This window comes from Mesorhizobium sp. 113-3-9 (assembly GCF_016756515.1).
Classification (GTDB): domain Bacteria; phylum Pseudomonadota; class Alphaproteobacteria; order Rhizobiales; family Rhizobiaceae; genus Mesorhizobium.
Genome location: NZ_AP023246.1, coordinates 1051760 through 1076299, shown reverse-complemented (window position 1 = coordinate 1076299; position 24540 = coordinate 1051760). Strand labels below are relative to the sequence as shown.

Sequence of the window (24540 nt, the reverse complement as noted above, 5' to 3'; positions counted from 1 at the left end):
GCGGCCCTTACCTTCGTCATCCACGGGCGGAGCAGGAGCGAAGCTCCGTCACGCAGACCCGAGAATCCATGCCCCGACTTCGAACGAAGAGTGTCACGGTCCAGAATTGCGTCTCTATATTGTGGGGAGAAAGGCACCTGGTTCTGGACCGCTTCCGCACGTCACATACGTCGCGGCATGGATCCCAGGGTCTCCGCGACGCCGCTGTGCGGCTGCTCCGCCCTGGGATGACGAAGCGACTGGCGGCTCTGCACCTCCTACGAAGGCCCACCCAGCCGCGGCGGCGCCGGCACATCCTCCGCCGAGATGGTCCGCGCCTCGGACGGCAGCATGATCGGGATGCCGTCGCGCACCGGATAGGCGAGCTTGGCGACCCGCGAGATCAGTTCGCCCCGCTCCGGATCCCAGGCCAGCGGCCCCTTGGTCAGCGGGCAGGCCAGGAGCTCCAGCAACTTGGGGTCGACATTGAAATTCTTTCCGTCACGCCCATCCGCCGCCACCGTGTCGCCTCCTGACCAACCATCGGAAGATGCGTTGAGATTCAGGCCAGGCCGGGTCGAAAAATGGCCGGCATCACCTGAATATCGGCACATCTTACTGCAGACTCGAGCCAAAATCCTCATTCTCGCGCGCCAGCGCCATTTCGGTGATGGCGATCAGCGTTTCGGCCCTTGTCTTCAGGTCGGCGGCCTCGAGCAGCGCCTGTTTCTCGGCCGGACCATAGGGCGCCATCATCGACAGCGCGTTGACCAGCATGGCATTTTCGGCGCGGCTGACGCTTTCCCAGTCGGCTTCGAGATCATTGGCCTGCAGATAGGCGCGAAACGCCCTCAGCAGCGCCGGCCGGTCGATCTCGTTCGCCGCCGGATCGTCATCGAGATCGGCGAGGAAAGGCGCCGGTTTCGCCTGGCGAAACGGCGTCTTGACCGTCAGTTCATGGCCGATGCGGAACCGGCACACGCCCTGCAGCGAAATCAGGTAGCGGCCGTCTCCGGTCTCGGAAAAGGCGATGATGCGGCCGGCGCAACCGACATTGCAGAGCTGAGGCTCGCCATCGTCGCGCAGGGCGCCGTCAAGACTGGGCTGGATGACACCGATGAGCCGCGACCCGGCGACCGCCTCGTCCACCATTTGCAGGTAGCGCGGCTCGAAGATGTTGAGCGGCATGCGCCCGCCCGGCAGCAGAAGCGCGCCCTCGAGCGGAAAGATCGGGATCGTCGACGGCAGATCCTTGGCGAGCCGGTAATGCGCGTTTCCCGCTTGCACCATAGTCCTCCCATCGACTTCTACAGCTTCCCGCCGCCGGGATCATCGGCGAACCGGCGCCAGCTTCCTAATCTGGCGCGGCCACCTCCGACGCCAAGCCCATGCGACGAAACAGCCGCCGGCTCAGGAAAACAGCAGCGCCGACAATTTGCGCCGCGCCGCCAGCGTCGCCTCGTCGGTCATGCCCCAGGCCTCGAAGAATTGCAGCAATTGCGTCCTGGCGCCATCCTCGTTCCAGGCGCGGTCGGCCTTGATGATGGCCAGCAGATTGTCGGCCGCCGCCGTGCGCTCGCCCTTGACGTTCTGGATCATGGCCAGATCGAAACGGGCCTGATGATCTCCGGGATTTTCCGCCAGGCGGCGCTCGAACTCGGCCGGATTGCCGAGCGTCGCCGCTTGCGCGGCAAGCGCCATCTTGGCACGCAGCGCGGCAAGCGCGGGCGCATCCTTCTTGGCCTCTGGCGCCGTCGCCAGCAACGCCTCGGCGCCTTCCGTGTCGCCGGCCTCGAACAGCAGGTCACCCAGCCCGGCGATCGCCTCGACCGTCTCCGGCGCCTGCGCCAGGATGGCGTCGAAAATGTCGGCGGCGGTCTGCATGTCGCCGGCGTCGCGGGCTTCCGTCGCCGCCGCCAGCGCCTCGGCCACGGCCGGGGCGCCATTGCCCTTGCCGCCGACCTTGGTGATGAATTCGGCGATCTGGCTCTCCGGGATCGCGCCCATGAAGCCGTCGACCGGCTGGCCGTCCTTGAAGGCGATGACCGCCGGAATGGACTGGATGCCGAGCTGGCCGGCGATCGAGGGGTGATCGTCGATGTTCATCTTGACGAGCTTGACCTTGCCGCCGGCGGCCCTGACCGCCTTTTCGAGCTGCGGCGTCAGCTGCTTGCAAGGCCCGCACCACGGCGCCCAGAAATCGACCAGCACAGGCTGGCGGCGCGATTCCTGGATGACGTCGGCGGCAAAGGCGGCGGTCGTCGTGTCCTTGATGACGTCGCCAGCGGCAGGAGGCGCGTCGCCAAGCGCGACCTTTGCCGGCGCGGGTGCGGTTCCGCCATACTGCACTGATGTGGCATACTGGCCGCCATTGCTGCCGAATGACCCGCCAAACGGATTGTTGTCGCTCATCTCGTCACCCTTTCGGTCGCGCCGCCGGCCCGCGGGTCGGCGCAATGTCTTCACTGGAAGTCGGTTTCGCCATCCATGTGGCGATCATGCCGAGACTTTCAAGATAGCAGCATCATGCCCGGTTGCCTCGACGAATCTGATGAGGTCGGCCGCCGCGATCGATGTCGTCGCCTCATTGGTCAGCGGATGCGCATTGATGACGGCATGATCCATCAAATCCTTGTCGAGCACCAGCTTCACCTTGTTTGCCGTGTCGTTGATGACGCCAAAGACGGTGACCGCGCCCGGCGAAACGCCCAGAAGCTCCATCAGCATCTCCGGTTTGCCGAAGGAAACACGGCTGGCGGCGCCGATCAGCTGGTGGATCTGCTTCAGGTCGACGACAGCGTCCTCGCCGACGGTGACCAGGAAGAAATTGTCCTTCTTGTCCTTCAGGAACAGGTTCTTGGTGTGCCCGCCGTCGATTTCGCCGCGCAGCGCCTGCGAATCGGCCACCGTATAGAGCGGCGGATGGCGTTTCGTCGAAACGGCGATGCCCAGTTCGGCAAGAAAGGCAAAAAGCTCGGCTTCGGTCTTCGGCATTGGTTTCTTCTTTGTCCGTTTCCTGCCTCGCCGTTTACGGCCAATGAGGCGTAAGACACAAGACCATCGCGCGATGGCACAATGAAATCCGCGCATCGCGGCGGTTTGCCGGCATCACTCGAAAGGTTGCAAAAAGGCTGCGATTTCCCTGTTGCAATCGCCGCGCTCTTAAGCCATATAGGCCCGGCTTGCGGCCAAGACGCCGTGTGAGCGGGTGTAGCTCAGGGGTAGAGCACAACCTTGCCAAGGTTGGGGTCGAGCGTTCGAATCGCTTCACCCGCTCCAATTTCCTCAAGGGAAATCAAGCATCGAAAAGCCGCGGTCCGCCGCGGCTTTTTCGTTTTTGGGGGCGGGCTGAACCCCGGCGCCAAGGGCCGGTCGTTACTTTTGGGACTGTTGGAAGCCCGCAACATCGTACTGAGATACGCTCTTCGGATTCTTGGAGTTCTGCGGCTGGATCCCCGCGTAATGCGTTCCAGCGTTTCCGTTCGGGTTGAAGGCTGAACCCGGGGCGGTGCTGGCATTGCCAGGCGTGGCAGTCCCTGTCTGAGGGGTGCCGATTGTCTGATTGGGCTGACCCTTCGTCCCCGTTACCGAGTGGACATTGGCGGCCAAGGCCGGGCCGGCGGAGGTTGCAAGCAAGCCCAGCACCATGGGAATGAGGCGATGTTTCATCGTTGTTCTCCCAAAAGCGGTTGATTCAAGGGCGCTCGGGGTCTCAGGAGCACCCGGCGAACTAACGATTAAACGCTCCTGGGACCACCGTTCATCCCGAATATTTCGAATCCGTGATGTAGGGCGACACTGACGTGGCTTGTTGCATAGGGTAAACCGCGCCGGTCTGATGGATGCGCGAGACATCCGGAATTCCGGCGCCGACTTGAAATTCGCGCCCGCAAGCCAATTTTCAGGCGGCGTTGTGCCGGCCTGTCGTCAGGCCGGCTCTTTTCGCTCCCAGCCGCCCTTACCCCGCCTTGCGCAGCGACGCCTGGTGCACCAGCGAGGTCCAGCTGTTGGTCGAGGCGAGGTGGCAGTAGAGCAGGGTGAGCGCGCCGGATTTCCTCAGGTCGAGAAACGCCTCGTCGCTCAATTTGTTGAAGGCGTCCTCGTCGATCACCTGGAAATCGGTGAGGTTGAGGGTTTCGCCGCCTTCCAGCGTCACCGTGCTCTGGCGCGGCGCGAACAGGCCATGCGCGTCGATCCTCTCGACCATCGCGCGGGTGGCCCTGAAGTCGATCTGGAACTGATTGCAGAAGGCCAGCGCCTGCCTCGTCGCTTCGGTCGGCTCGGCGCCGTTGAAGAAGGGGGCTATCTTGTCGTCACGCAGTGGCGACAGGACCTTGTCGACGACCCGCTCGCTTGCCCTGTCCACGCACAGCGTCAGCCGGCCCGCCGTGGTCGGGTCCTCGGCCAGGATGAACGGATAGCGACGGACATAGGCGGGAATGTAATGCGGCGCGGTCCACCGGCCGTCGGTGCCGACGAACAGGTTCTCACCCTGGCGCACGCCGGTGATGATCACCGGCGCTTTGGCCGGACCGATGAAGACGATCGGATAGGACCGCATCGCCGCCGGCATCTCCGACGCCACCACCGGAATGGCATGCACCCCGCGCGCGAAGGAAAGGTCGCTGTGCGCGGTCAGGCCCAGCGAGCCGTGCCGTGCCGGGTTGAGCGCCTCGGGCCTGGAATAGAACAGCGGCATGGCATCGCTTCCCGGCACCGCCTCCGTCTTCGCCGCCTTGTCCGCCATGGTCGATCCCTTTCTCACGCCAGCCGGTCGAGCCGGCTTCTTCAGCATCGGACCCCGAAGACCGTAATCCGCTTTTGCCGCGCTGATCTTGCTTGGGCAAGAATCCGGCGCGGCAGCAAGCTACTACAGTGTCCACCGGCATGGAATCGGTCACCCGGTCACCATCCCTGTGCCGTTGATCGGCTTCACCGCGACCATCCAAGCTGGAGCCGATCAAAATAACGATTTCGCCGGCATTGCCGCCCGGTTGGTATTTGCCCCTTGATCGTCGCTGCCCGCAATGCTCCGTTGCCGCTTCGGAGATCGGGAGAAGACATGACCGGCTTTGTCGACCGCCAGCGAGCCGCGCATTTGATGGAACGCGCCGGCATCGGGGCGCTGGTGCTTTCAGCGCCCGAGGCCTTCCACTATGCGACCGGTGCGTGGATCGGGCCGGCGGGACTGTTCCGGCGCGCCGGCGGCGGCTTCGTCGTCATCCCGGCCCGGCAGGATCTGCCGATCGGCATCGTCGTCGCGGACTTCAACGCCGCGCAGTTGCGGCTCGCCGCGCCCGAAGCGATTGTGCGTTCGCACCCGATCTGGATCGAGACCGCGCCAATGGAGACAGGTGCTCACGGTCTTCTGGCGGAACGCATCGAGGCCGGCCTCGCCTCGCTTGGCCGCGCGCCGGATTTCTCACGGCCCGCCACCTTCGATCTCGCCGGCGCGGTACACCAGCTGCGGGCCCTACTGGACGACTTCGGGCTGGCGCGTGCAACGCTCGGCGCCGACCTCGACTTTATTCCGGCCGCCGATTTCGCGGCCATCCAGGCGCTGCTGCCGGATAGGCCGATGGTCGACGGTTCACCGGTACTGGACCGGCTCAGGGCCATCAAGACGCAGCGCGAGATCGATTTGCTGCAACAAGGCATCATCCTGTCGGAAGCCGGGCTGGAGCGTCTGCAGGTCGACGCCATGGCCGGCATGCGCCAGGCCGATCTCGTCGCGCTTTACCGGAAAGGCGTCGCCGAGGCGGCGGCAGGGCTGTCGCATCCGGTCGCCACGGCCGAATATGTGACGCTGGGCGCCCGGGCCAAGGGCGCCGATGCCAGGGCCGTGGCCGGCGACCCGCTGAAATGCGACATGGTCTGCACGGTCGGCTTCTACGCCTCCGACATGTCGCGCAATTTCATCTTCGGGCCGGCTTCCGCCGACCAGGCCGAACTGCATGCGATCGCCGAGCGCGCTTTCGAGGACGGGCTGGCCGCGCTGATCCCCGGAAACACGCTCGCCCATGTCCACCGCGTCACCACCGAAAGCCTGGCGCGGCAAGGGCTGCGCTCGTACCGCCGCGGCCATTTCGGCCACAGCGTCGGCCAGTCGGTCTTTTCCGAACAATGGCCGTTCATCGCGGCCGACAGTGATGTCGTCATCGAAGCCGGCATGGTGCTGGCCTTCGAGATCCCACTCTACATAGACGGCCTCGCCAGCTTCAATCTCGAAGACCAGTTCCTGATCACGCCGGACGGGCCGAGGCCGATGAACAGGCTGCCGAGGCGGCTGGAGAGGATTGGGTAGCGGAAGGCGGGGTCCCTATCGCCGTTGGCACTCTACGGCGCCCCCCTCTGCCCTGCCGGGCATCTCCCCCACGAGGGGGGAGATCGGCTGTCGTAGCCGCTTTCGTCAATTTTCAACTTTGCAAAGATGGGGCCGCCGCCGAAGCTGCCAATCTCCCTCCTTGTGGGGGAGATGTCCGGCAGGACAGAGGGGGGCGCCGTGGAGCGCGACGGTGGAAGCCTCTGTTCACCGCTCCATCCTCGCCGTTCCGCAAAATTATGCACTCACCGGCGGCCGCCGATCCTTCCACGGCATCTCCTGCTCCAGCTGCGCCGACGCCGCCAGCACCGTCGCCTCGTCACCATAGCGGCCAACCAGCTGCACACCGATCGGCACGCCGCCCTTCGACCATCCGAGCGGCAGCGAGATCGCCGGCTGGCCCGAAATGTTGAAGGGGAAGGCAAACACGGAATCCGCCCATTTGGCGTTGTAGCGGTCGATGTCGGTTTCCGACATGTCGTAATAGCCGAGCGGACGCGGCAGCTGGGTCAGTGTCGGCGTGATGAAAAGGTCGTAGGCGTTGAGGTCGCCGACGATGTCGCGGCCGACCTGCCTGAGCTGCTCGACATCGGAAATGTGCCTGACACCGCTCGTCGCGCGGCCGCGCTCGATGATCGCCCAGGTCACCGCTTCGACGTCGCCTGGGATCACCGGCCGGCCGATCACCGTTTCGAGATAGTCGAACGTCGCCGCCGTCTGCACGCAGGTCATGTTGGTGTAGGTCGCCCAGACGGCATTGGCGTCGAGCGGCATGTCATGCGCCTCGACATCGTGGCCCAGCCGCTCGAGCGTCGCAACGGTTGCCAGCACCGCCGCCTTCACCTCCGGATCGATGGCGGTGCCGTTGGGTGGCGTGACGGAGAAGCCGATGCGCAACCTCTTGGGCGCCCGCGCCGACAGGCTTAGCCAGGAGCCATCCGGCACCGGCGGCGTGTAGGGATCGCCAGGCAGCGCGCCGGACACCGCGTCGAGATAGGCCGCCGTGTCGCGAACACTGCGCGAGCAGCAGAGAAAATAGGCGCCGCCATACCAATAGTCGCCGAACGGCGCGAGGCTGACGCGGCCGCGCGACGGTTTCAGGCCGACAATGCCGCAGCAGGAGGCCGGGATGCGGATCGAGCCGGCGCCGTCGCTGGCTTCGGCGATCGGCACCATGCGCGACGCAATGGCCGCCGCCGCGCCGCCGCTCGAGCCGCCGGGCGTGATGCCTTCCTTCCACGGATTCTTCGTCACCCCGTAGAGTTTCGGTTCCGTCGTGATCGACCAGCCGTTTTCAGGCGCGTTCGACTTGCCGACCAGTACCAGCCCCGCCGCCTTCATGCGGCGGACCACTTCGGTGTCGAAATCGGCGACGACATCTTTCAAATAGAAGGAAGAATTCGTGTTGGGTGCCCCCGTCCAGGACGAGGCCAGCTCCTTGAGCAGGAACGGCACGCCGGCAAAGGGCGCCGATCTGTCGACCGTCTGCGCCTGCGCGCGCGCCATGTCGTAAAGGCGGTGGATAACAGCGTTCAGTGCCGGGTTGAGCCGCTCGACCAGCGTGATCGCCGCCTCGACAAGTTCGGCCGGCGAAACCTGGCCACCGCGCACCAGTGCGGCGAGGTCGAGCGCATCGGACTCGGCATAGGTTTTCAACAGACTGTCGGTGACCATGTCTCTCTCCCAGTTTCCATGCCTCGACACCGCGCCTGAAATGCGCGCTGTCCCTGCCAGCCAATTGCAAATGTAAGCGCCGCCCCTCATCCGCCTGCCGGCACCCTTTCCCCGTATAGGGACGGGGAGAGGATGAAACTCCCGCGGCGCCGGCACCTCCTCCAGCACCAGCAGCCGGATTGCGTCAGGCCAGCTCGACGGTCCGGCCGAGCTCGATGCTCTGTTCGGCGGCGAGCACGATGCGCAGGCTGTTGACCGCCGCGTCCATCTGCTCGGTCAGATCGAGATCCTCGCGAATGGCGCGCAGGAAGAAGGCCTGCTCGCGGTCGCACAGCTCCTGGTGGCCGGGCTCGTCCTCCATGCTGACGATCTCGTCCGGTTTCTTGAAATTCTTGTCGCCGTCGACGGCGGCATAGTGGATCTTCAGCGCATCGGTCTTGGTATGCCGGTCGATGTCGGCCGAATTGGAGACCTCGGCATCCGAGGCCGTGCTTGCGGCCTGGCCGGCGACGATCGACACCGCGCCCTTGGGGCCGACCACATCCTTTACGAAATAGGCCGTCTCGCTCATCATCGGGCCCCAGCCGGCTTCATACCAGCCGACGGAGCCGTCATCGAAGGTGACGTGCAGATGGCCGTAATTCTGCTTGTCGGCCTCCGCCCAGAGCTTGGCGCCGATGCCGTGCACGCGTACGGGCTTGGCGCCCGTCAGCTGGCACATGACGTCGACATAGTGCACGCCGCAATCGACGATCGGAATCAGCGAATCGATCAGGTTCTTGTGCCAGTGCCAGGCGCTGCCGCTGCTCTGCTGGTTGAGGTTGAGGCGCATCACCAGCGGCTTGCCGAGCGTCTTGCCGACCTCGATGAACTTGATCCAAGAGGGATGGACGCGAAGGATGTAGCCGAGCACCAGCTTGCGGTTCTTGGCCCGTGCCGCCGCCACGACCTTTTCGGCATCCTCGATATTGGTGGCGAGCGGCTTTTCCATGAACACATGGCAATTGGCCGCGATCGCCTTCAGCGCGTATTCGGCGTGGGTGTTCGGCCAGCTGTTGATTGAGACCGCGTCCGGCCTTGTCTCCTTCAGCGCCAGGTCGAAATCCTCGTAGAGCGGATAGCCGGCTAATTCCGCCGGGATCTTGGTGTTGCTCTTGATCGAGCGGCTCATGATGCCGACGATCTGAAAGCCCTCGGAGCGGTGATAGGCGCTGGCGTGCGACGCACCCATATTGCCCAGACCCACCACCAGCACTTTTACCTTGTCGGCCACATCAGCCTCCCATGCTTTTTCCAATGAAGTGCGGGCGGCAACCCTGTCGCCGCCCAATTTTGCTGCCGGCAGTTCTTACTTGACCGCCGAATCGAACAGATGCGCCTTGATCTTCTCGACATCGAGCGCGGCAAAGCCTTCCGACAGCTTGACGCCGTCGGCATCGGCCTTGACCTTGGCCTTGTCGAAGTCGTTGGCCGCCGGGATCAGGTCGTTGGTGCAGACATCCTCGGCCTTCACCGGACTGGTGATCTGGCCGATCTTGTGGATCTCGTCGAAGAAGCCCTGCCAGCTCGCCATGTCGTGCGAGCCCCAGCCGCCGCGCTTGTCCATGTCGCCACGGAAGACGTTGATCTGCTGCAGGATCGAGGTGGTGCCGAGCTCCGGCCCGAGATTCTTGGCCAGCGTCGGGAACTGCTCGAACACCGCTTCGACCGCCGCGCGCGGGTTCTGGTAGCCGAATTCGAGACCCATCGCCCAGCCACGCAGGTACTTTTCCAGGAACGCCTTCTTGTCGGGATCCTCGAGATCGGCGCTGCGCACGACGAAGGTGTTGGCCGGCAGCTTGGAATGCTCGACGCCGAGCCAGTATTCGAAGTCGAGGCCCTTGGCGATCCATTCGGCGCGCAGCCCCTCCCACGACAGGGCCGCGTCACCCTGGCCGCCGGCAAGTGCGGTACCCCAGGTCGGCCAGCCGGCCTCGACATATTTGACCTTCTTGATGTCGACGCCTTGCGCGGCCAGCAGCGGATCGGTGATCGACTGCCAGGCGGCGGAGCCGAGCAGGATGGTCTTGCCTTCGAGCTTCTTCAGGTCGTTCGATCCCTCGCCCTTGCGGAAGGCGATGCTGAACGTGTCGCGCGCGCCCATATGGAACACCGACTTCAGCTTCATGCCGTTCTGGATGGCGAAGGAGAACACGCCGGGCGAGGGGAAGCCCATATCGGCCTGGCCGACATCGACGAACTTCACCGTCGCCGTACCGTCCGACGGACCCGGCTGCATGTCGGTGTCGAGCCCGTCGAAATAGCCGGCCTTCTTCGCCGCCCAGTAGGGATAGTCGTCGAGCACCTCGAGCGTGCCGCGCGGCGAGATCCAGGTGAACTTGCCATAGGCCTCGGCCCTGGCCTTGAGGCCGGTGGCGCCGAGCGCCGTTGCCGTCACCAGGCCGGCGCCGGTGACCTGCAGGAAATAGCGGCGGGAGATCACCGCCTGGCGGATCGAATTGTCTTTGGTCATCGCTTTCCCCTTTTTGTTTGACGTCAGTCTGTTGCCGCCCGCCTCCCGGGCGCCGTCGTTGCGTGTTGCCTATGCCTCCCAGCTCGCCCATTTCTTGCCGATGAGGAAGAACAGCACGTAGATCAGGATGCCGAGCGTCGACAGGATCAGCACCACGGCGAAGAACTGCGGCATCTGGATCATCGACGAATAGGTGGTCAGCCGGTTGCCGAGGCCGAAGCCGCCGCCGACCATCTCGGCGCCGACGGCGGTGAGCAGGCCGAAGATGGCGCCGATCATCAGCCCGACCAGGATCATCGGCAGCGCCATCGGCGCGCGGATCTTCCAGAAGATCTGCAAGGTGCTGGCGCCGTAGGAGCGGGCGAGCGCGATCTTGGCGCTGTCGACGCGGCGGAAGCCTGTGGCGGCGTTGATCATCACCATCGGCCCGGCCGCCAGCGCCACCGCGATGATGCGCGGCGTGTAGCCGAAGCCGAAGCGTAGGATGAGCAGCGGCACCAGCGCCAGCATCGGCGTGGTGACCAGCAGCAGGATGTAGGGCGCGACGATCTTTTCCGCGAAAGGGAACTGGGTGATGACGGCGGCCAGCACCAGCCCGACGACGGCGCCGATGGCAAAGCCCGACAAGAGCTCGACCAGCGTATAACCGAGATGCGGCGCGATCAGCGGGAACTCGTCGAACAGCGCGTAGGCGATCGAGCTTGGCGGCGGCATGATGTAGAGCGGCACGTGGAACAGCCGCAGCGCCAGTTCGATGCCGCCGATGATGATCACCGCAACGGCGATGATGGCCGCCACTTCCTTGCCCGACTTGATGCCAGGCCCGCTGGCGAAGGCCGACAGATTGGTCAGGCTGACATCCTTGCCGTCGCCCGGCTTGGATTTGGAGAATTCGGGGATCGCGTCGCTCACGGCCTGATCCTCACGATCTCGGCGCTGGTGCGCTCCTGTTCCGGTGCCTTCGGCCTGGCGCGCTCGCCGACAATGTCCATCTTGATCCGGTTGGTGAGGTCGAAGACTTCCTTGGTCGCCATGATCTCCAGTGAGCGCGGCCGCGCGAACGGCACGCGATATTCTTTTGCGACCCGGCCCGGCCGGGCGCTGAGCACCACCACACGGTCGGAGAGAAAGATCGCTTCCTCGATCGAGTGGGTTATGAAGACGATGGTGGTCTTGGTGTCGAGCCAGATCTCCTCGACCAGCCGGTTCATCTCTTCGCGGGTAAAGCTGTCGAGGGCGCCGAACGGCTCGTCCATCAACAGCACCGAGGGCTTCAGCGCCAGCGCCCGCACGATCGCCGCGCGCTGCTGCATGCCGCCCGAAAGCTCGCGCGGGAACTTGCCGCCAAAACCGTCGAGGCCGACCCGGTTCAGGAGGTGCGCGATCCAGGCACGGTCCGGCTTCTCGCCCTTGATCTCGAAGGGGAAGCGGATGTTGGCGTCGAGATTGCGCCAGGGCAAAAGGTTGGCCTCCTGGAAGACGATGCCGATATCGGGATGCGGGCCGGTGATCGCCTTGCCGTCCAGCCGGATCTCGCCGCTGGTCAGGCCGTGCAGGCCCGACATCGACCACAAAAGCGTGGTCTTGCCGCAACCGGATGGGCCGACGATCGAGACGATTTCATTGGCTCGGATGTCCAGGCTGCAGCGGTCCAGCGCCAGCAGGTCGCCGGATGCCGTGTGATAGATCTTGGTCGCTGCCTGCACGCCAAGTTTCGGCGTTGTTGTCTCGCCCGCGTTCATCCGCCCCTCGGAGATTGCGCGATGATCCAATGGTCATCGGACTGCCAAAAATCAGTGTGTAACTATCCTACTTTGCTGTCAAGCGTTCGCGGTAATACCTGTATCACCAAAACCCATATCCATGTTCATGGCATTGTTTTGAAAGGATTTTCTTCGTCTTGAAATGCGTGTTGCTTTCCTACATACTCGGCGAAACGGATGCGAACATGCCCTTGCGGCACGCAACGGTTGCAGCGTGGCCGGGCGCATGGAACGACAGCGTGCAAACATGATAAGAGGTCAGGTCGAAAAGGGCAGGGAAGACCGACTTCATGACCGAAGCTGACAACAGGGAAGACAGCGCCTTGAGCACCGATCCGGAGGAGCGCGAGCCTGTCCGGCGTATTCCCGACATCATCTCGCTGGTCAAGGATTCCTACGCCGAGTTGCGCCCGGCCGAACGCCGCGTCGCCGATGTCGTGCTCGACGATGTCAAATACGCCGTCGACGCTTCCAATGCGGCGATTGCCGAACGCGCCGGCGTGAGCGAACCGACGGTGACCCGCTTCTGCCGCGCCATCGGCTGCGAGGGCGTGCGTGATTTCAAGCTGAAGCTGGCGCAAAGCCTCGTCGTCGGCGCGCTGTACCTGGCCAAGTCGCCGACCGTCAGCAACGACAATGGCATGCCGTTCTGGAACGCCGTCTTCGGCGAGGCGCGCCGGGCGCTGCAGGAGGCCGAACGGCAGCTCGACCCGGGTGAGCTGCAGAAGGCCGCCGAGCTGATCGCCAAGGCGCGCCAGATCACGGTCTTCGGTCTCGGTGGCAGTTCCTCGGCGCTGGCGCAGGAGACCCAGTACCGGCTGTTTCGCTACGGCATCACGGTCAGCGCCCAGTGCGACCCCTATCTGATGCGGATGACCGCCTCGACGCTGAAGCCCGGCGACCTGGTGATCGCCATTTCGGCGACCGGGCGCACGCGCGAGGTGATCGAGGCCGTCGAACTCGCCAAGCATTACCGCGCCAACGCGATCGCCGTGACCGCGCCCGACACCGATCTGGCCCGCGCCTGCGACGTCAGGCTGACCGTGGCGGTGCCGGAATATCCCGACACGCTGAAGCCGACGGCCTCGCGCTTCGCCTTCCTGGCGGCGATCGACCTGCTGGCGGTGGCCTCGGCCTACAAGCTCGATGGGTCCGCACGCGAGACGGTGCGCCGCATCAAGTACAACGCCCAGATCCACCGCACCGGCAAGGAGATGGAGCCGCTCGGGGATTAGTTCATTGCAGGAAGAGGGGAAGACATGCTCGAAATAGCACCGACGAAACAGGCAGCCGCATGGCTCGAATCCCTGGCACAGGCGCTCGCAGCCGGCGACGTGGCAGCGGCGGCCAACCTGTTCGTCGACGATTGCTACTGGCGCGATCTTCTGACCTTCACCTGGAACGTCACGACCATGGAAGGCCGCGAGGCCATTGCCGACATGCTCGCGGCAACGCTGGCGACGACAAGACCCACCGCGTGGCGGATCACCGGCGAGGCGACTTCGGACGAAGGCACGATCGAAGCCTGGTTCACATTCGAGACCGCGGTGGCTTCCGGCCAAGGCATCATGCGCCTGCGCGATGGCCGCTGCCGTACGCTGTTCACGGCGATGACCGACCTCAAGGGCTTCGAGGAACGCAAGGGCGCTGAGCGGCCGCTCGGCGTGCGCCACAAGGCCGACCCCGAGCGCGAGACCTGGGCGGAGGCGAGGGCGCGCGAGACGCGCGAGCTTGGCGCCTCCGAGCAACCCTATTGCCTGGTCATCGGCGGCGGCCAGGGCGGCATCATGCTGGGCGCACGGTTGAGGCAGCTCGGCGTGCCCACCATCGTCATCGAGAAGAACGCCCGGCCCGGCGATTCCTGGCGCAACCGCTACCGCACGCTCGTGCTGCACGATCCGGTCTGGTACGACCATCTGCCCTATATTCCGTTCCCGGAAAACTGGCCTGTCTTCACGCCCAAGGACAAGATGGGCGACTGGCTGGAAATGTACACGCGCGTCATGGAGCTCAATTACTGGGTCGCCACGAAATGCCTCAGCGCTTCCTATGACGAGGCGGAGAAGGAGTGGACCGTGGTCGTCGACCGCGTCGGTCGCCAGATCACGCTGAAACCGAAACACATCGTCTTCGCCACCGGCGCCTACGGCCCGCCGCGAAAGATCGACCTGCCCGGCGCCGGTGAGTTCAAGGGCGAGCTGCTGCATTCCAGCCAGTATGCCAGCGGCGACAAATTCCGTGGCAGACGTGTTGCGGTCATCGGCGCGGCAAGCTCGGGACATGACGTCTGCGTCGACCTCTGGGAAAGCGGCGCCGACGTCACCATGGTCCAGCGCTCGCCGACCACCGTGGTCAAGTCGGACACGCTGATGGAGGTCGGCTTCGAGATCTTTTCGGAGAACGCGCTGGCGCGCGGCATCACCACCGAGAAGGCCGACATGATCGTCGCCTCGACGCCATTTGCCCTGGTGCCGAAGGGCCAGCGCGCGCTCTACGATGTCATCCGGGCGCGCGACGCCGCCTTCTATGACCGCTTGCGCGCCTCGGGCTTCGCCATTGATTTCGGCGACGACGAGACCGGCCTGTTGATGAAGGCCTATCGCACCGGCTCGGGCTATTACATCGATGTCGGCGCCTCGGACCTGATCATCGACGGCAAGATCGGCATCCGCAGCGGTGTCGCCATCAAGTCGCTGACCAAGAACGGCATCCTGTTCGGGGACGGCACCGAGCTCGAGGCCGACGCCATCATCGCCTGCACCGGCTACCAGTCGATGAACGAGAATGTGGCCGCGCTCGTCTCGCGCGAGGTCGCCGACAAGGTCGGGCCCTGCTGGGGCCTTGGCTCCGGCGTCAAGGGCGACCCTGGCCCCTGGCAGGGCGAGCTGCGCAACATGTGGAAGCCGACGGCGCAGGAAGCGCTGTGGTTCCACGGCGGCAACCTGGCGCTGTCGCGTTTTTACTCCAAATACGTGGCGCTGCAGATCAAGGCGCGTATGGAGGGGATCGTGACGCCGGTTTACGGGAAGCCAAGCAATTCCGGGCAGTGAAGCTGCCCGATCGCCCTCCTCGTTGGGGACGTAGCGGACGGAGGCGGCAGATCCGCGAAGACGCGGCAAGGTGCGACGGGCAACGTCAGTCTGTTTGAGACCGTATGGCGGCACGGGCACGTGCGGTCGCTCGCGGCTTTTTCGATAATCCTTGCAGTTCGCCGATCGATGAGGCGGCCGCCGGCGATGTCTTAAATGTGAACGGACGCGCCCTACTCGCTGAGTCTCGGTCCCCTAGAATCCGATGGACGAATTCCGTTCATCCGCCGGTTCCAGGCAGGGATAGAGACATGCTCACGCTTACGATCAACGGACAGTCACGTGATGTCGATGTGCCGGAGGACATGCCGCTTCTGTGGGTCCTGCGCGACCATCTCAACCTGGTTGGCACCAAATATGGCTGCGGTATCGCTCAATGCGGCGTCTGCACGGTGCATGTGGCCGGCAAGCCGGTGCGTTCGTGCCAACTGACCGTTGGCGATGTCGGCACCCGCGCCGTCGTCACCATCGAAGGGATTGGCGGCACGCCCACCGGCGCCAAGGTCCAGCAAGCCTGGATCGAGGCCGCGGTGCCGCAATGCGGCTATTGCCAGGCCGGCCAGATCATGTCCGCCACGGCGCTTCTCAACAACAATCCCCAACCCGGCGACGCCGACATCGATGCGGCCATGGCGGGCAATCTCTGCCGGTGCGGGACCTATATCCGCATCCGCAGCGCCATCAAGAACGCCGCCGCCAAATCGGCCTGACCATGAAGAAGATCATCGGCATTCTCGTCGCGGTCATTGCCGTCGTCGCGCTTGGTTTCGCGGGCTGGCTTTATCTTGGCCGGGATCCGATGTCGTTTGCTGCCGGCTCGACAGTGACGCTGGCCGATTACCATGGCGCCGATGTCACCGGCGTGCCGTCGCAGCTTGCCGGCGCCGATCTGGTCAAGCGCGGCGAATACCTCATCCATGCGGCCGACTGCCAGGCCTGCCATACCGCGCCGGGCGGCGCGCCCTTCGCCGGCGGCTTCGCCTTCAACATGCCGTTCGGCACCATCTATTCGACCAACATCACGCCGGACAAGCAAACCGGCATCGGCAACTATACCGACGCCCAGTTCCTGGCGGCCGTGCACAGAGGCATTCGCGCGGACGGCGCGAAACTCTATCCCGCTATGCCCTACGCTTCCTACAGCCTGATGACGGATGCCGACGCGCTGGCGATCAAAGCCTATCTGTTCACACTGGCGCCGGTGAATGCGCCGCCGAAACAGAACCAGCTGTCCTGGCCGTTCAACCAGCGCGGCCTGATTGCGCTCTGGAACATCATGTTCAATCCCGACGAACGCTTCCGCCCCAACATCGGCCAGAGCCCGCAATGGAACCGGGGCGCCTATCTTGCCGAGGCGATGGGCCATTGCGGCGAGTGCCATACGCCGCGCAACCTGGCTTTTGCGCTGGACAATCACGGCAAATTCGCCGGCGCCCTTACTGCCGGCTGGCGCGCCTACAACATCACCGGCGACAACGTTTCCGGCCTCGGCGACTGGACCGACGAGGATCTCACCTCTTATCTGTCCACCGGTCATGCCAATGGTCATGGCGGTGCCGCCGGCCCCATGGGTGAAGCCGCCGACGACAGTCTGAGCTATCTGGTGCCGGACGACACCCGTGCCCTGGTGACCTATCTGCGCAGCATTCCCGGCCATGCGAGCGACCTGCCGCGTACCGTCACGACGGCGGCGCCCGCATCGTACAAGGAGGGCGTGGCGGCGGTCGCCAATGCGCATGGCGAAAAGATCTTCGCCGGCGCCTGCGCCTCCTGCCACGACTGGACCGGCGTCAGCCCGGTCACCGGCTTTGCCACGCTGACCGGCGTGCGCGCGGTGAATGATCCCAGCGCCACCAATGTGGCGCAGACGGTCATCAACGGCGTCAACCGCAAGACCGCTGACGGCACGATCTTCATGCCGGCCTTCGGCGAGGGCTATTCCGACGACGACATCGCGGCCGTGGCGAATTACGTCACCGCCCGGTTCGGCGCCAAAGGCGCGAACCTGACAGGCAAGGATGTGAGCGCTCTGCGGCAGCAGGCGGCACAGCAATCCAGTGAGGCCCCCCATGGTTGACACCCAATCCAACTTTGCCCAGTCCGATGCCTACCTCTCGGCGCTGATACGCGGGGTCCGCTCGGCGCCGCCGGCCAGCGCGCCGACGACCATGGGAAGGCGCACCTTCTTCAAGCTGGCAGGCGTTGGCGCCGCGGGGCTGGTGCTGGGCTTCCATCTTGGCGGCGCGGCGTTCGCGGCCGAAACAGCGAACGTCGATACGCCTGACGGCAACGACCAGGCGATGAATGCCTTCATCCGCATCGCTCCCGACAACACGGTCACCATCTATTCGAAATGCCCGGAGATTGGCCAGGGCATCAAGACGTCCTTCGGCGTGATCATCGCCGACGAGCTCGACGCCGACTGGAGCCATGTCGTGATGGAGCAGGCGGACATCAATCCCAAGGTCTATGGCAGCCAGGGGGCGGGCGGCTCAACCTCCATCCCGCATGCCTGGGACCAGTTGCGCCAGGCCGGTGCCGGCGCCAGGGCGATGCTGATCGCCGCCGCCGCGGGTCAGTGGGCGGTGGATCCCTCGCAAATCACCGCCAGGGATTCGATCTTGACCCATGCCGCCAGCGGTCGCTCCGCAACCTATGGGTCGCTTGCCGTGGCGGCAGCGAAGATGCCGGTGCCCGATCCCAAAAACCTTAAGCTGAAGAGCCGCGCGGACTACCGCCTGATCGGCAAGCGCTATCGCGGCGTCGACGATCCCAAGGTGGTCAGCGGAAAGCCGCTGTTCGGCATCGATGTCCAGCTTCCCGGCATGGTCTATGCCACCTACGCCAAATGTCCGGCTGCGGGCGGCAAGGTCAGGTCCTTCAATGTCGACGAGATCAAGGGTGAGCGCGGCGTGCTCGACGCCTTTGCCGTGGACGGTACCGGCATGATGGTCGAAGTGATGCCGGGCGTGGCCATCATCGCCAGGGATACCTGGAGCGCTTTCCAGGCCAGGAACAAGCTGCGGGTGGATTGGGACCTGAGCGAGGCGTCGAGCGATTCCACATCGCAATTCTCGGCCCAGGCCCGGAAGCTGGCGGCCAGTTTCCCGCAAAAATCCGATGACAATGTCGGTGACGTGGACAAGTCCTTCGCCAATGCCGCCAAGACGGTGGAAGCCTATTACGAATATCCCTTCGCCGCCCATGTGCCGCTGGAGCCGATGAACACCACGGCGCACTGGCACGACGGCATCATGGAAATGTGGGTGCCCACCCAGCAGCCCGATCGCGGCCTGCCGCTGATTGCAAAGGTGGCGGGCATCGCGCCGGAAAAGGTGGTGATGCACCAGACCCGGGTCGGTGGCGGCTTCGGGCGGCGGCTGGTCAATGACTATGCCTGCGAGGCCGCGGCCATCGCCAGGAAGGTCAGTGCCCCGGTCAAGTTGCAATGGACCCGCGAGGACGATTTCGCCCACGACTTCTACCGGCCCGCCGGCTATCACCAGTTCAAGGGCGCGATCGACAAGGGTGGCCGTCTCGACGCCTGGCGGGAGCATTTCATCACCTTCACCGCCGACGGCAAGAAAGAAGCCTCCGGCGCCAACCTCACCGACAATCTGAGATATTCCATCAAGGCGCCGAACCTGCGCCGCGCCAAGACCATGTTCCCGTTGAGGATCCCCACCGGCGCCTGGCGCGCGCCGGGCGACAATGCCCAGGTCTTCGCAGCGCAGAGTTTCATGCACGAACTGTCGCTGGCTTCCGGCCGCGACCATGTCGAATTCCTGATCGATGCGGTGACCCGCGACGTGCCCGAACTGGTGGCCAGGGACAAGAGCGTCAACTTCAGCCCGAGGCGGGCGGTCGACGTCATCAAGATGTGCGCCGACAAGGCAGGGTGGGGCAAGGCGCTGCCGAAGGGCGGCGGCCTGGGCCTCGCCTGGTGTTATTCCCACGCCGGCCATGTCGCGCAGGCGGTCGAGCTGAGTGTCGACGCCGGCAGGCGGATCAGGATCGCGCGCATCGTGGTGGTGCTCGATGTGGGCCCCATCATCGACATGGCAGGCTCCGAAGCCCAGGCGCAGGGCGCCTCCACCGATGCGCTCTCGACCGCCATGGGCCTCAAGATCAACATCGAGAATGGCCGGATCGAGGAACAGAACTACAATGCCTATCCGATCCTGCGCATGCCTTTCGCGCCGATGACGATCGAGCCGTATTTCATCCAGTCGGACAATCCGCCGACCGGCATGGGCGAACCCGCCTTCCCGGCCCTGGCGCCAGCACTCGGCAACGCCATCTTCGCCGCCACCGGAGAGCGGGTACGCCGGCTGCCGTTGCGCGACCTGGGCTACTCGCTGGCGGCCTGATCGACGGCGCCGCTGGACCAGCCGGGACCGAAATCGCTTGCGAAGCACTCGGAACGGAGGATTTCCGCTATAATAGCCGGCAAACTCGGGGGAGGAAGCCCATGGGTCTGCTGAGAGGACTTCGCATAAAACTGGGATTGAAGAAGGACCCGTTGCCGCCGCTGCCAGGCGTCGAGATCGGTCGTCATACCTACGGCCTCACCAAGGAATCGTTCTTCGTTCCGCACGAAAACGTTCCGGTGCGCATAGGATCGTTCTGTTCGATTGGCCCGGATGTTCTCTTTATCTGCGCGGCCGAGCACCGCGTCGACACCGCGACCACCTTTCCGATCCAGTTTGCGAACGGCAAGATCCGCAACGCAAATGGAACCGCCGGCAAGGGGCCGATCACGGTCGGCCATGACGTCTGGATCGGTGCTCGCTGTATCGTCCTGAGCGGCGTCACGATCGGCAATGGAGCGGTCCTCGGTGCCGGCAGCATCGTCACCCGGGACATTCCGCCCTACGCGATCGCGGTCGGCAATCCGGCTCGCACCATCCGGTACCGGTTCGCGCCCGATGTCATCCAACGCCTGCAGTCGCTGGAGTGGTGGAACTGGAGCGACGACCTTATCCGTGAACGCATCGAGCTTTTGACGGCGACAGGTATCGAGCGTTTCCTGAGCGTTGTGGGGGCGGCGTGACCGTGCCGACGCTCCGCACCGCGCATGATCTCACTCGTGCCGATGCCCGAAATGCCGGGCGGCAACCTCGACATGCGTGTGGTTGGCATGCGGCTCGAAGCGCTCGGTTTCGCTGACATCGTTCGCCGCCTCGTTCGGCCACCAGGTACCGCCGATGACGATGCCTTCCGAGACCAGCCGCTGATCGGCGACCAGCGAAGCGCCGACCGCGTCGACGAAGGTAAAGCGGCCCGGCCGCTGGCGAAGGACCGTGACGTCGCCGACGGTGCCGACCGCCAGCGTGCCGAGATCCGGCCGTGCGATCGCCTGCGCCGGCCCTTGCGTCGCGGCCCGCAAGACCTCGACCAGCGGCATGCCGAGTGCCAGGAGTTTCGACATGCAGACCAGTATGTCGAAGGCCGGCCCGTCGACGCAGTAAAGGTGCACGTCGCTCGAAATGACATCGGGCGCCAGCCCCTCGGCGAGCATGGCGCGGGCGACTTCGAAATCGAACGAACCCATGCCGTGGCCGAGATCGAAGATGACGCCGCGCTCACGCGCCAGCCGCATGTCGGGCCGCACCGCGCCGGAGGCAAAGACCGGCGCGTTGGGGAACGGCCGGAAGCAATGGGTGAGGATATCGCCCCGCCGCAGGCGCGGCAGCACTTCCGAGCGGCCGGGCGGCGGCTCGTCTATATGCGCCATCAGCGGCAGGCCTGCCTTGTCGGCGGCCTCCAGGGCGAGATCGACAGGCGCGATGCCGCTGGTGCCGCCGGCATGCTTGCCGGAGCGGACTTTCACGCCGACGACCACGTCCGCGTGCTCGCGCGCCGCCGCAACCACCTCACGCGGTTCGCAGAGCCTGAGATCGCTGCACTCGCCGACCGACACGGTCTGCGAGAAACCGAAGATGCCGGCAAAGGAAATGTTGACATAGGCCAGGATGCGCACCCTGGAGCGCTCCATGACATGGCGGCGGAAGCCGAGGAAATTGCCGGCGCCCGCACTGCCGGCATCGATGAAGGTGGTGGTGCCGCTCTTGGCCGCCAGCCGGTCGGCATCGACGCCAAGCGAGGTGCCGCCCCAATAGACGTGGCTGTGCAGGTCGACGAGGCCGGGCGTGACGATGCAGCCGGTCGCGTCGACGACCTGCGCGGCGCGATCCGCCGGGATGTCGGCGTCGATCGCGGCGACCCGGCCATTGGCGATGGCGACATCGCGCGGCGCGTCGAGCCCGGACGCCGGATCGATCAGCCGGCCACCCCTGAGCAGGAGGTCGAATTGCATGGGGAGACCCTCCGCTTCGTAGCTTCTTTTATCAGACCGGCCGGTAGGCGACCGCCTCGACTTCGATCTTGATGTCGATCATCAGCCGCGATTCCACCGTGGTGCGTGCCGGCGGGTTCTTGGGAAAGTGCCTGGCATAGACCGCGTTGAAGGCGCCGAAATCGCGCGCGTCTTCCAGCCACACGGTGGTCTTCACCACATCGTCCAGGGTGCAGCCTGCCAATGCCAGCGCTGCCTTCACATTGGCAAGTACCTGCTCGGTCTGCTCGGTAATACCGCCCTTGACCACGATGCCGTCGCTGCCGACCGGGACCTGGCCTGAGACATAAACGAAGTCGCCGGCCCGCACGGCGGGCGACAGCGGCACATGGGATGTTCCAAAAGTCTGCTTGGGCAAGGGACGACCTCCTCTGATCACACGGGCAGGACACCGGGCGGCGCCCGCTTCGGCGCAGATTTACCGCGATCGGGCCGGTCCCGATAGGGCCCTTGTTGGAAAGCAACATTCTTCGAAATCCGTGTTGCTTTATTACAAGAGCGCTTGCATCGTGCGCGCTTGCCGGACGGCCTCGAGGCCGCGACGGACAGGTGCCTATGCCAGACCGGAGAAACCGAGAATGACTTTCGACAAGAACCCGTTCCCACCAGGCGACGCCGACCGCCACGCGCTGTGGGAAATGCTGGTGCGGCGCGACATCGACGCCTTCATCGGCCAGGACTGGTCCATGGTCGAGAATGACTTCATCGCCGAAAGCTTCTTCGGCATGCATGCCCATTTCCTTCCCAACGCCGATGCCTGGCGGCTGCAGTTCCCGAGGCTGGAAATCTATCGCGACGAGTGGCTGCGCCAGGCCGGGGAGACGGCCGCGACCAAATTCGCCGAGCCGCTGCGCGAGGCGCTGTTTCGTGTCACCAATCTGCGCGACATCGATGTCGACGGCGACCGCGCCGTGCTGCACAAGAAATTCGATGGCTCCGTTGCCAAGGCGGATGGCACCGTCGACCGGCTGAAATGGCAGACGCTGTACTTCTGCCGGAAGGTCGGCGGAACCTGGAAGATCACCGGCTTCGTCGGTTACATGCCTTATCCGCTGGGAAGTTGAGCAGAGATGGGTTAGCGGGATTTCGTCGTTCGTTCGTCGGCTTATCGTAGACGTTCGAGATTTGCCAAGGCGCTCCCCTCTTCGTCATCCCCGGGCGGAGCGGGAGCGTAGCTCCGTCGCGGAGACCCTGGGATCCATTCCGTGACATTAATCAAAGAGTGCAGCGGAGCATAATTCTGGACCGCAGAGGCGCTCTGAAGTCGCGGCATGGATCCTCGGGTCTGCGCCGCGTCGCTACGCTCCTTGCTCCGCCCGTGGATGACGAAGTGATAGGCGTCTAATTCCACCGAACGCTATCGCCCGACCAGCACAGCGGCGCGGTAGGCCGGATTACCGTACCAGGCCATCCGGTCGAGCTCCGCCGCAATGACCGGAAGGTCGACAACGTCCATCTTCTGTTCGAACCGGTCAGGCTCGATCCAGGGATCGTTGAGGAAGTAGATGCCATCGCCATGGCCATGGACGAGCACCCAGTGCGGGCAGGTGTAGCCCATCATCGGCGCCTGATCGATCAGCACCAGCGCCAACAAGCCGCGATCGAGCGCCTGACCGATTTCTTCGATGGCAAAGGCGCGCGTCTCGATCGGCAATGACGCGGCTTCGGCGTCGCGTTTGAAACCGGCTTGCACGAAACGCATCAGCCCGCGCCTCTCCTCCGAGGCGGCACGGTCGAGGAAGATCGGCTCGGCGCTGCTCATGAACACCTCGACCCGCAACCCGCGCCGGTGCGCCGCCAGCGCCAGGCCGTAGGGGTCGCAGCCACCCGGGCCGCTTGGACCGATGATGGTTGTGGCCTCGCGCCACAGCTCGACCTCCAGCGCCCGATCCGGCAGCAAGGCCGGGTCGAGGCCAGCCATGGCCATGGCGAGCGCCGACGGTCCGCAGGTGAAGCCCGCCGTCTGCGGCCAGGACGGCGGTATCCGCCCCTGCAAACGGGATGGTTCAATGCCGATCCGGCGTTGCAGAAAACCGTGCCGGCGCTCCCATTGGCCGCCGATGCGCAGCGCCATGTCCTCGTCGGCGCGCATGCAGAGCACGTCTTGCACAAGCGCCTCCGTCTCCAGCGTCTCCAGCAGGCACGGGCCGTCACCCGCGATGAAGCTGGCGGCGGACCAAGACAGGGCAATGCGCATCATCGCCGCCGACGGCCGCCGCTGGCCGACCATGATCGCCTCCGGGCGGCCTTCGCTGTATCGCGCCACGCCGGTGACGCCGGCAATCTCCCGCAGGCCGGCCAGACGATCGCCGATCTCCGCCGGCACCGCCGCCATCAGGTCCGCCCAGACGGACGCGTCCTTGGCAGTGAAGACTGTCACGCCGCCAGCTCGATCGACGGCGTGTTGGAAAGGAAGCCGAACGGCGAATGGTAGCAGAGCTTCTCCGCCTCGGCGGCGATCGCCTGCGCCATCTCCTTGCGGCCATAGCCGATGTTGACGCACCACATGCCGCCGATGCCGTCGATCATCCGGTGGCCGTTGCTGTCGGGGACATGGGCGCCATTGCCCTCCTCCAGGATCAGCACCGGCTGCTCGCGGAAATCGGTCCAGGGATGGATCAGGTGGCGCGCGTCGAGCGCTGCGCGTTGGTCGTTGGCGAGGTCCTGCGGCGGCATGGCACGGCTTCCTGTTGTCCTGGCAACCGTTCCTGCGTTTCCGGTTGCAGCCGGCCGATAATCTCGTAGACTGATTGATCAGTCAATGATGATTGTGCCGTTGGACCATCGCATGAAGGGCAGCGCCAACGCTCGGAAAGGGGCGATGGACGACCCGACACCTCCAG

The 24540-nt window shown here is 64.8% G+C and carries 23 protein-coding genes and 1 tRNA gene; 9 read left to right on the top strand and 15 right to left on the bottom strand.

Translation table 11 applies throughout. From position 1 onward, the window contains the following. Positions 1–257: 257 nt before the first annotated feature. The 4 genes from MesoLj_RS05085 to MesoLj_RS05070 form a co-directional block, all read right to left on the bottom strand. The gene (locus MesoLj_RS05085; protein ID WP_202325290.1) at positions 258–500 is read right to left on the bottom strand and encodes a Trm112 family protein; all 243 of its coding nucleotides are present in this window, start codon (positions 498–500) and stop codon (positions 258–260) included. A 94-nt stretch (positions 501–594) separates the two neighbouring features. Then, complete coding sequence (locus tag MesoLj_RS05080) at positions 595–1266, bottom strand: LON peptidase substrate-binding domain-containing protein (RefSeq protein ID WP_140776232.1); 672 nt, start codon at positions 1264–1266, stop codon at positions 595–597. A gap of 123 nt (positions 1267–1389) precedes the next feature. Next, the gene (trxA, locus tag MesoLj_RS05075) at positions 1390–2391 is read right to left on the bottom strand and encodes a thioredoxin (RefSeq protein ID WP_202325289.1); all 1002 of its coding nucleotides are present in this window, start codon (positions 2389–2391) and stop codon (positions 1390–1392) included. 84 nt (positions 2392–2475) lie between these two features. Then, a complete protein-coding gene (locus MesoLj_RS05070) occupies positions 2476–2973 on the bottom strand; it encodes a prolyl-tRNA synthetase associated domain-containing protein (RefSeq protein ID WP_056574368.1) in 498 nt (165 codons plus the stop codon). Between the two features lie 210 nt (positions 2974–3183). Between MesoLj_RS05070 and MesoLj_RS05065 the strand changes: the two genes are divergently transcribed. Beyond that, positions 3184–3258: transfer RNA gene (locus MesoLj_RS05065), tRNA-Gly, on the top strand. Positions 3259–3354: 96 nt separating this feature from the next. Here MesoLj_RS05065 and MesoLj_RS05060 read toward each other — a convergent pair. Next, entirely contained in the window at positions 3355–3648 is a 294-nt protein-coding gene (locus MesoLj_RS05060; protein WP_202325288.1) for an adenylate cyclase, read from the bottom strand. 289 nt (positions 3649–3937) lie between these two features. Beyond that, positions 3938–4726: a SapC family protein gene (locus MesoLj_RS05055; RefSeq protein WP_202325287.1), complete on the bottom strand. Its 789-nt coding sequence runs from the start codon at positions 4724–4726 to the stop codon at positions 3938–3940. A 315-nt stretch (positions 4727–5041) separates the two neighbouring features. On the opposite strand from MesoLj_RS05055, the gene MesoLj_RS05050 reads away from it, so the two are divergent. Continuing rightward, a complete protein-coding gene (locus tag MesoLj_RS05050; RefSeq protein WP_202325286.1) occupies positions 5042–6283 on the top strand; it encodes a M24 family metallopeptidase in 1242 nt (413 codons plus the stop codon). A 255-nt stretch (positions 6284–6538) separates the two neighbouring features. On the opposite strand, the gene MesoLj_RS05045 is transcribed toward MesoLj_RS05050, so the two are convergent. From MesoLj_RS05045 to MesoLj_RS05025, 5 genes are all read right to left on the bottom strand, one after another. Beyond that, complete coding sequence (locus MesoLj_RS05045) at positions 6539–7975, bottom strand: amidase (RefSeq protein WP_202325285.1); 1437 nt, start codon at positions 7973–7975, stop codon at positions 6539–6541. 184 nt (positions 7976–8159) lie between these two features. Next, the gene (locus MesoLj_RS05040; protein ID WP_140776244.1) at positions 8160–9248 is read right to left on the bottom strand and encodes a Gfo/Idh/MocA family protein; all 1089 of its coding nucleotides are present in this window, start codon (positions 9246–9248) and stop codon (positions 8160–8162) included. Between the two features lie 75 nt (positions 9249–9323). Further along, entirely contained in the window at positions 9324–10487 is a 1164-nt protein-coding gene (locus tag MesoLj_RS05035; RefSeq protein WP_202325284.1) for an ABC transporter substrate-binding protein, read from the bottom strand. A 69-nt stretch (positions 10488–10556) separates the two neighbouring features. Further along, a complete protein-coding gene (locus tag MesoLj_RS05030; protein WP_056574354.1) occupies positions 10557–11399 on the bottom strand; it encodes an ABC transporter permease in 843 nt (280 codons plus the stop codon). Then, positions 11396–12229, bottom strand: coding sequence for an ABC transporter ATP-binding protein (locus tag MesoLj_RS05025; protein WP_056574351.1), 834 nt, complete (start codon positions 12227–12229; stop codon positions 11396–11398). Before MesoLj_RS05025 ends, MesoLj_RS05030 begins: the two co-directional genes overlap by 4 nt. A gap of 311 nt (positions 12230–12540) precedes the next feature. Here MesoLj_RS05025 and MesoLj_RS05020 point away from each other — a divergent pair, with 311 nt between their 5' ends. From MesoLj_RS05020 to MesoLj_RS04995, 6 genes are all read left to right on the top strand, one after another. Beyond that, the gene (locus tag MesoLj_RS05020) at positions 12541–13485 is read left to right on the top strand and encodes a MurR/RpiR family transcriptional regulator (protein ID WP_140776252.1); all 945 of its coding nucleotides are present in this window, start codon (positions 12541–12543) and stop codon (positions 13483–13485) included. Between the two features lie 24 nt (positions 13486–13509). Continuing rightward, positions 13510–15300, top strand: coding sequence for a flavin-containing monooxygenase (locus MesoLj_RS05015; protein WP_202325283.1), 1791 nt, complete (start codon positions 13510–13512; stop codon positions 15298–15300). 290 nt (positions 15301–15590) lie between these two features. Then, complete coding sequence (locus tag MesoLj_RS05010; protein ID WP_140776256.1) at positions 15591–16049, top strand: (2Fe-2S)-binding protein; 459 nt, start codon at positions 15591–15593, stop codon at positions 16047–16049. Positions 16050–16051: 2 nt separating this feature from the next. Then, positions 16052–17416 carry a c-type cytochrome gene (locus MesoLj_RS05005; protein WP_446720295.1) on the top strand — a complete coding sequence of 455 codons (1365 nt, stop codon included), beginning with the start codon at positions 16052–16054 and terminating at the stop codon, positions 17414–17416. Then, positions 17409–19709 carry a xanthine dehydrogenase family protein molybdopterin-binding subunit gene (locus MesoLj_RS05000; RefSeq protein ID WP_202325282.1) on the top strand — a complete coding sequence of 767 codons (2301 nt, stop codon included), beginning with the start codon at positions 17409–17411 and terminating at the stop codon, positions 19707–19709. Before MesoLj_RS05005 ends, MesoLj_RS05000 begins: the two co-directional genes overlap by 8 nt. Positions 19710–19810: 101 nt before the next feature. Then, the gene (locus MesoLj_RS04995) at positions 19811–20392 is read left to right on the top strand and encodes a CatB-related O-acetyltransferase (RefSeq protein WP_140776262.1); all 582 of its coding nucleotides are present in this window, start codon (positions 19811–19813) and stop codon (positions 20390–20392) included. A gap of 30 nt (positions 20393–20422) precedes the next feature. Here the strand turns inward: MesoLj_RS04995 and MesoLj_RS04990 are convergent, their stop codons facing one another. Next, on the bottom strand, positions 20423–21658 hold the full coding sequence (locus MesoLj_RS04990) for an amidohydrolase/deacetylase family metallohydrolase (protein ID WP_202325281.1): 1236 nt from the start codon (positions 21656–21658) through the stop codon (positions 20423–20425). Positions 21659–21689: 31 nt separating this feature from the next. Further along, on the bottom strand, positions 21690–22055 hold the full coding sequence (locus MesoLj_RS04985; RefSeq protein WP_027047560.1) for a RidA family protein: 366 nt from the start codon (positions 22053–22055) through the stop codon (positions 21690–21692). A gap of 220 nt (positions 22056–22275) precedes the next feature. Between MesoLj_RS04985 and MesoLj_RS04980 the strand changes: the two genes are divergently transcribed. Next, the gene (locus MesoLj_RS04980) at positions 22276–22761 is read left to right on the top strand and encodes a hypothetical protein (RefSeq protein WP_140776266.1); all 486 of its coding nucleotides are present in this window, start codon (positions 22276–22278) and stop codon (positions 22759–22761) included. Between the two features lie 293 nt (positions 22762–23054). Here MesoLj_RS04980 and MesoLj_RS04975 read toward each other — a convergent pair whose 3' ends face one another. Then, entirely contained in the window at positions 23055–24077 is a 1023-nt protein-coding gene (locus MesoLj_RS04975; RefSeq protein ID WP_244735296.1) for a peptidase C39 family protein, read from the bottom strand. After that, positions 24074–24373 carry an aminotransferase class III-fold pyridoxal phosphate-dependent enzyme gene (locus MesoLj_RS04970; protein WP_202325280.1) on the bottom strand — a complete coding sequence of 100 codons (300 nt, stop codon included), beginning with the start codon at positions 24371–24373 and terminating at the stop codon, positions 24074–24076. Before MesoLj_RS04970 ends, MesoLj_RS04975 begins: the two co-directional genes overlap by 4 nt. Between the last annotated feature and the right edge of the window lie 167 nt (positions 24374–24540).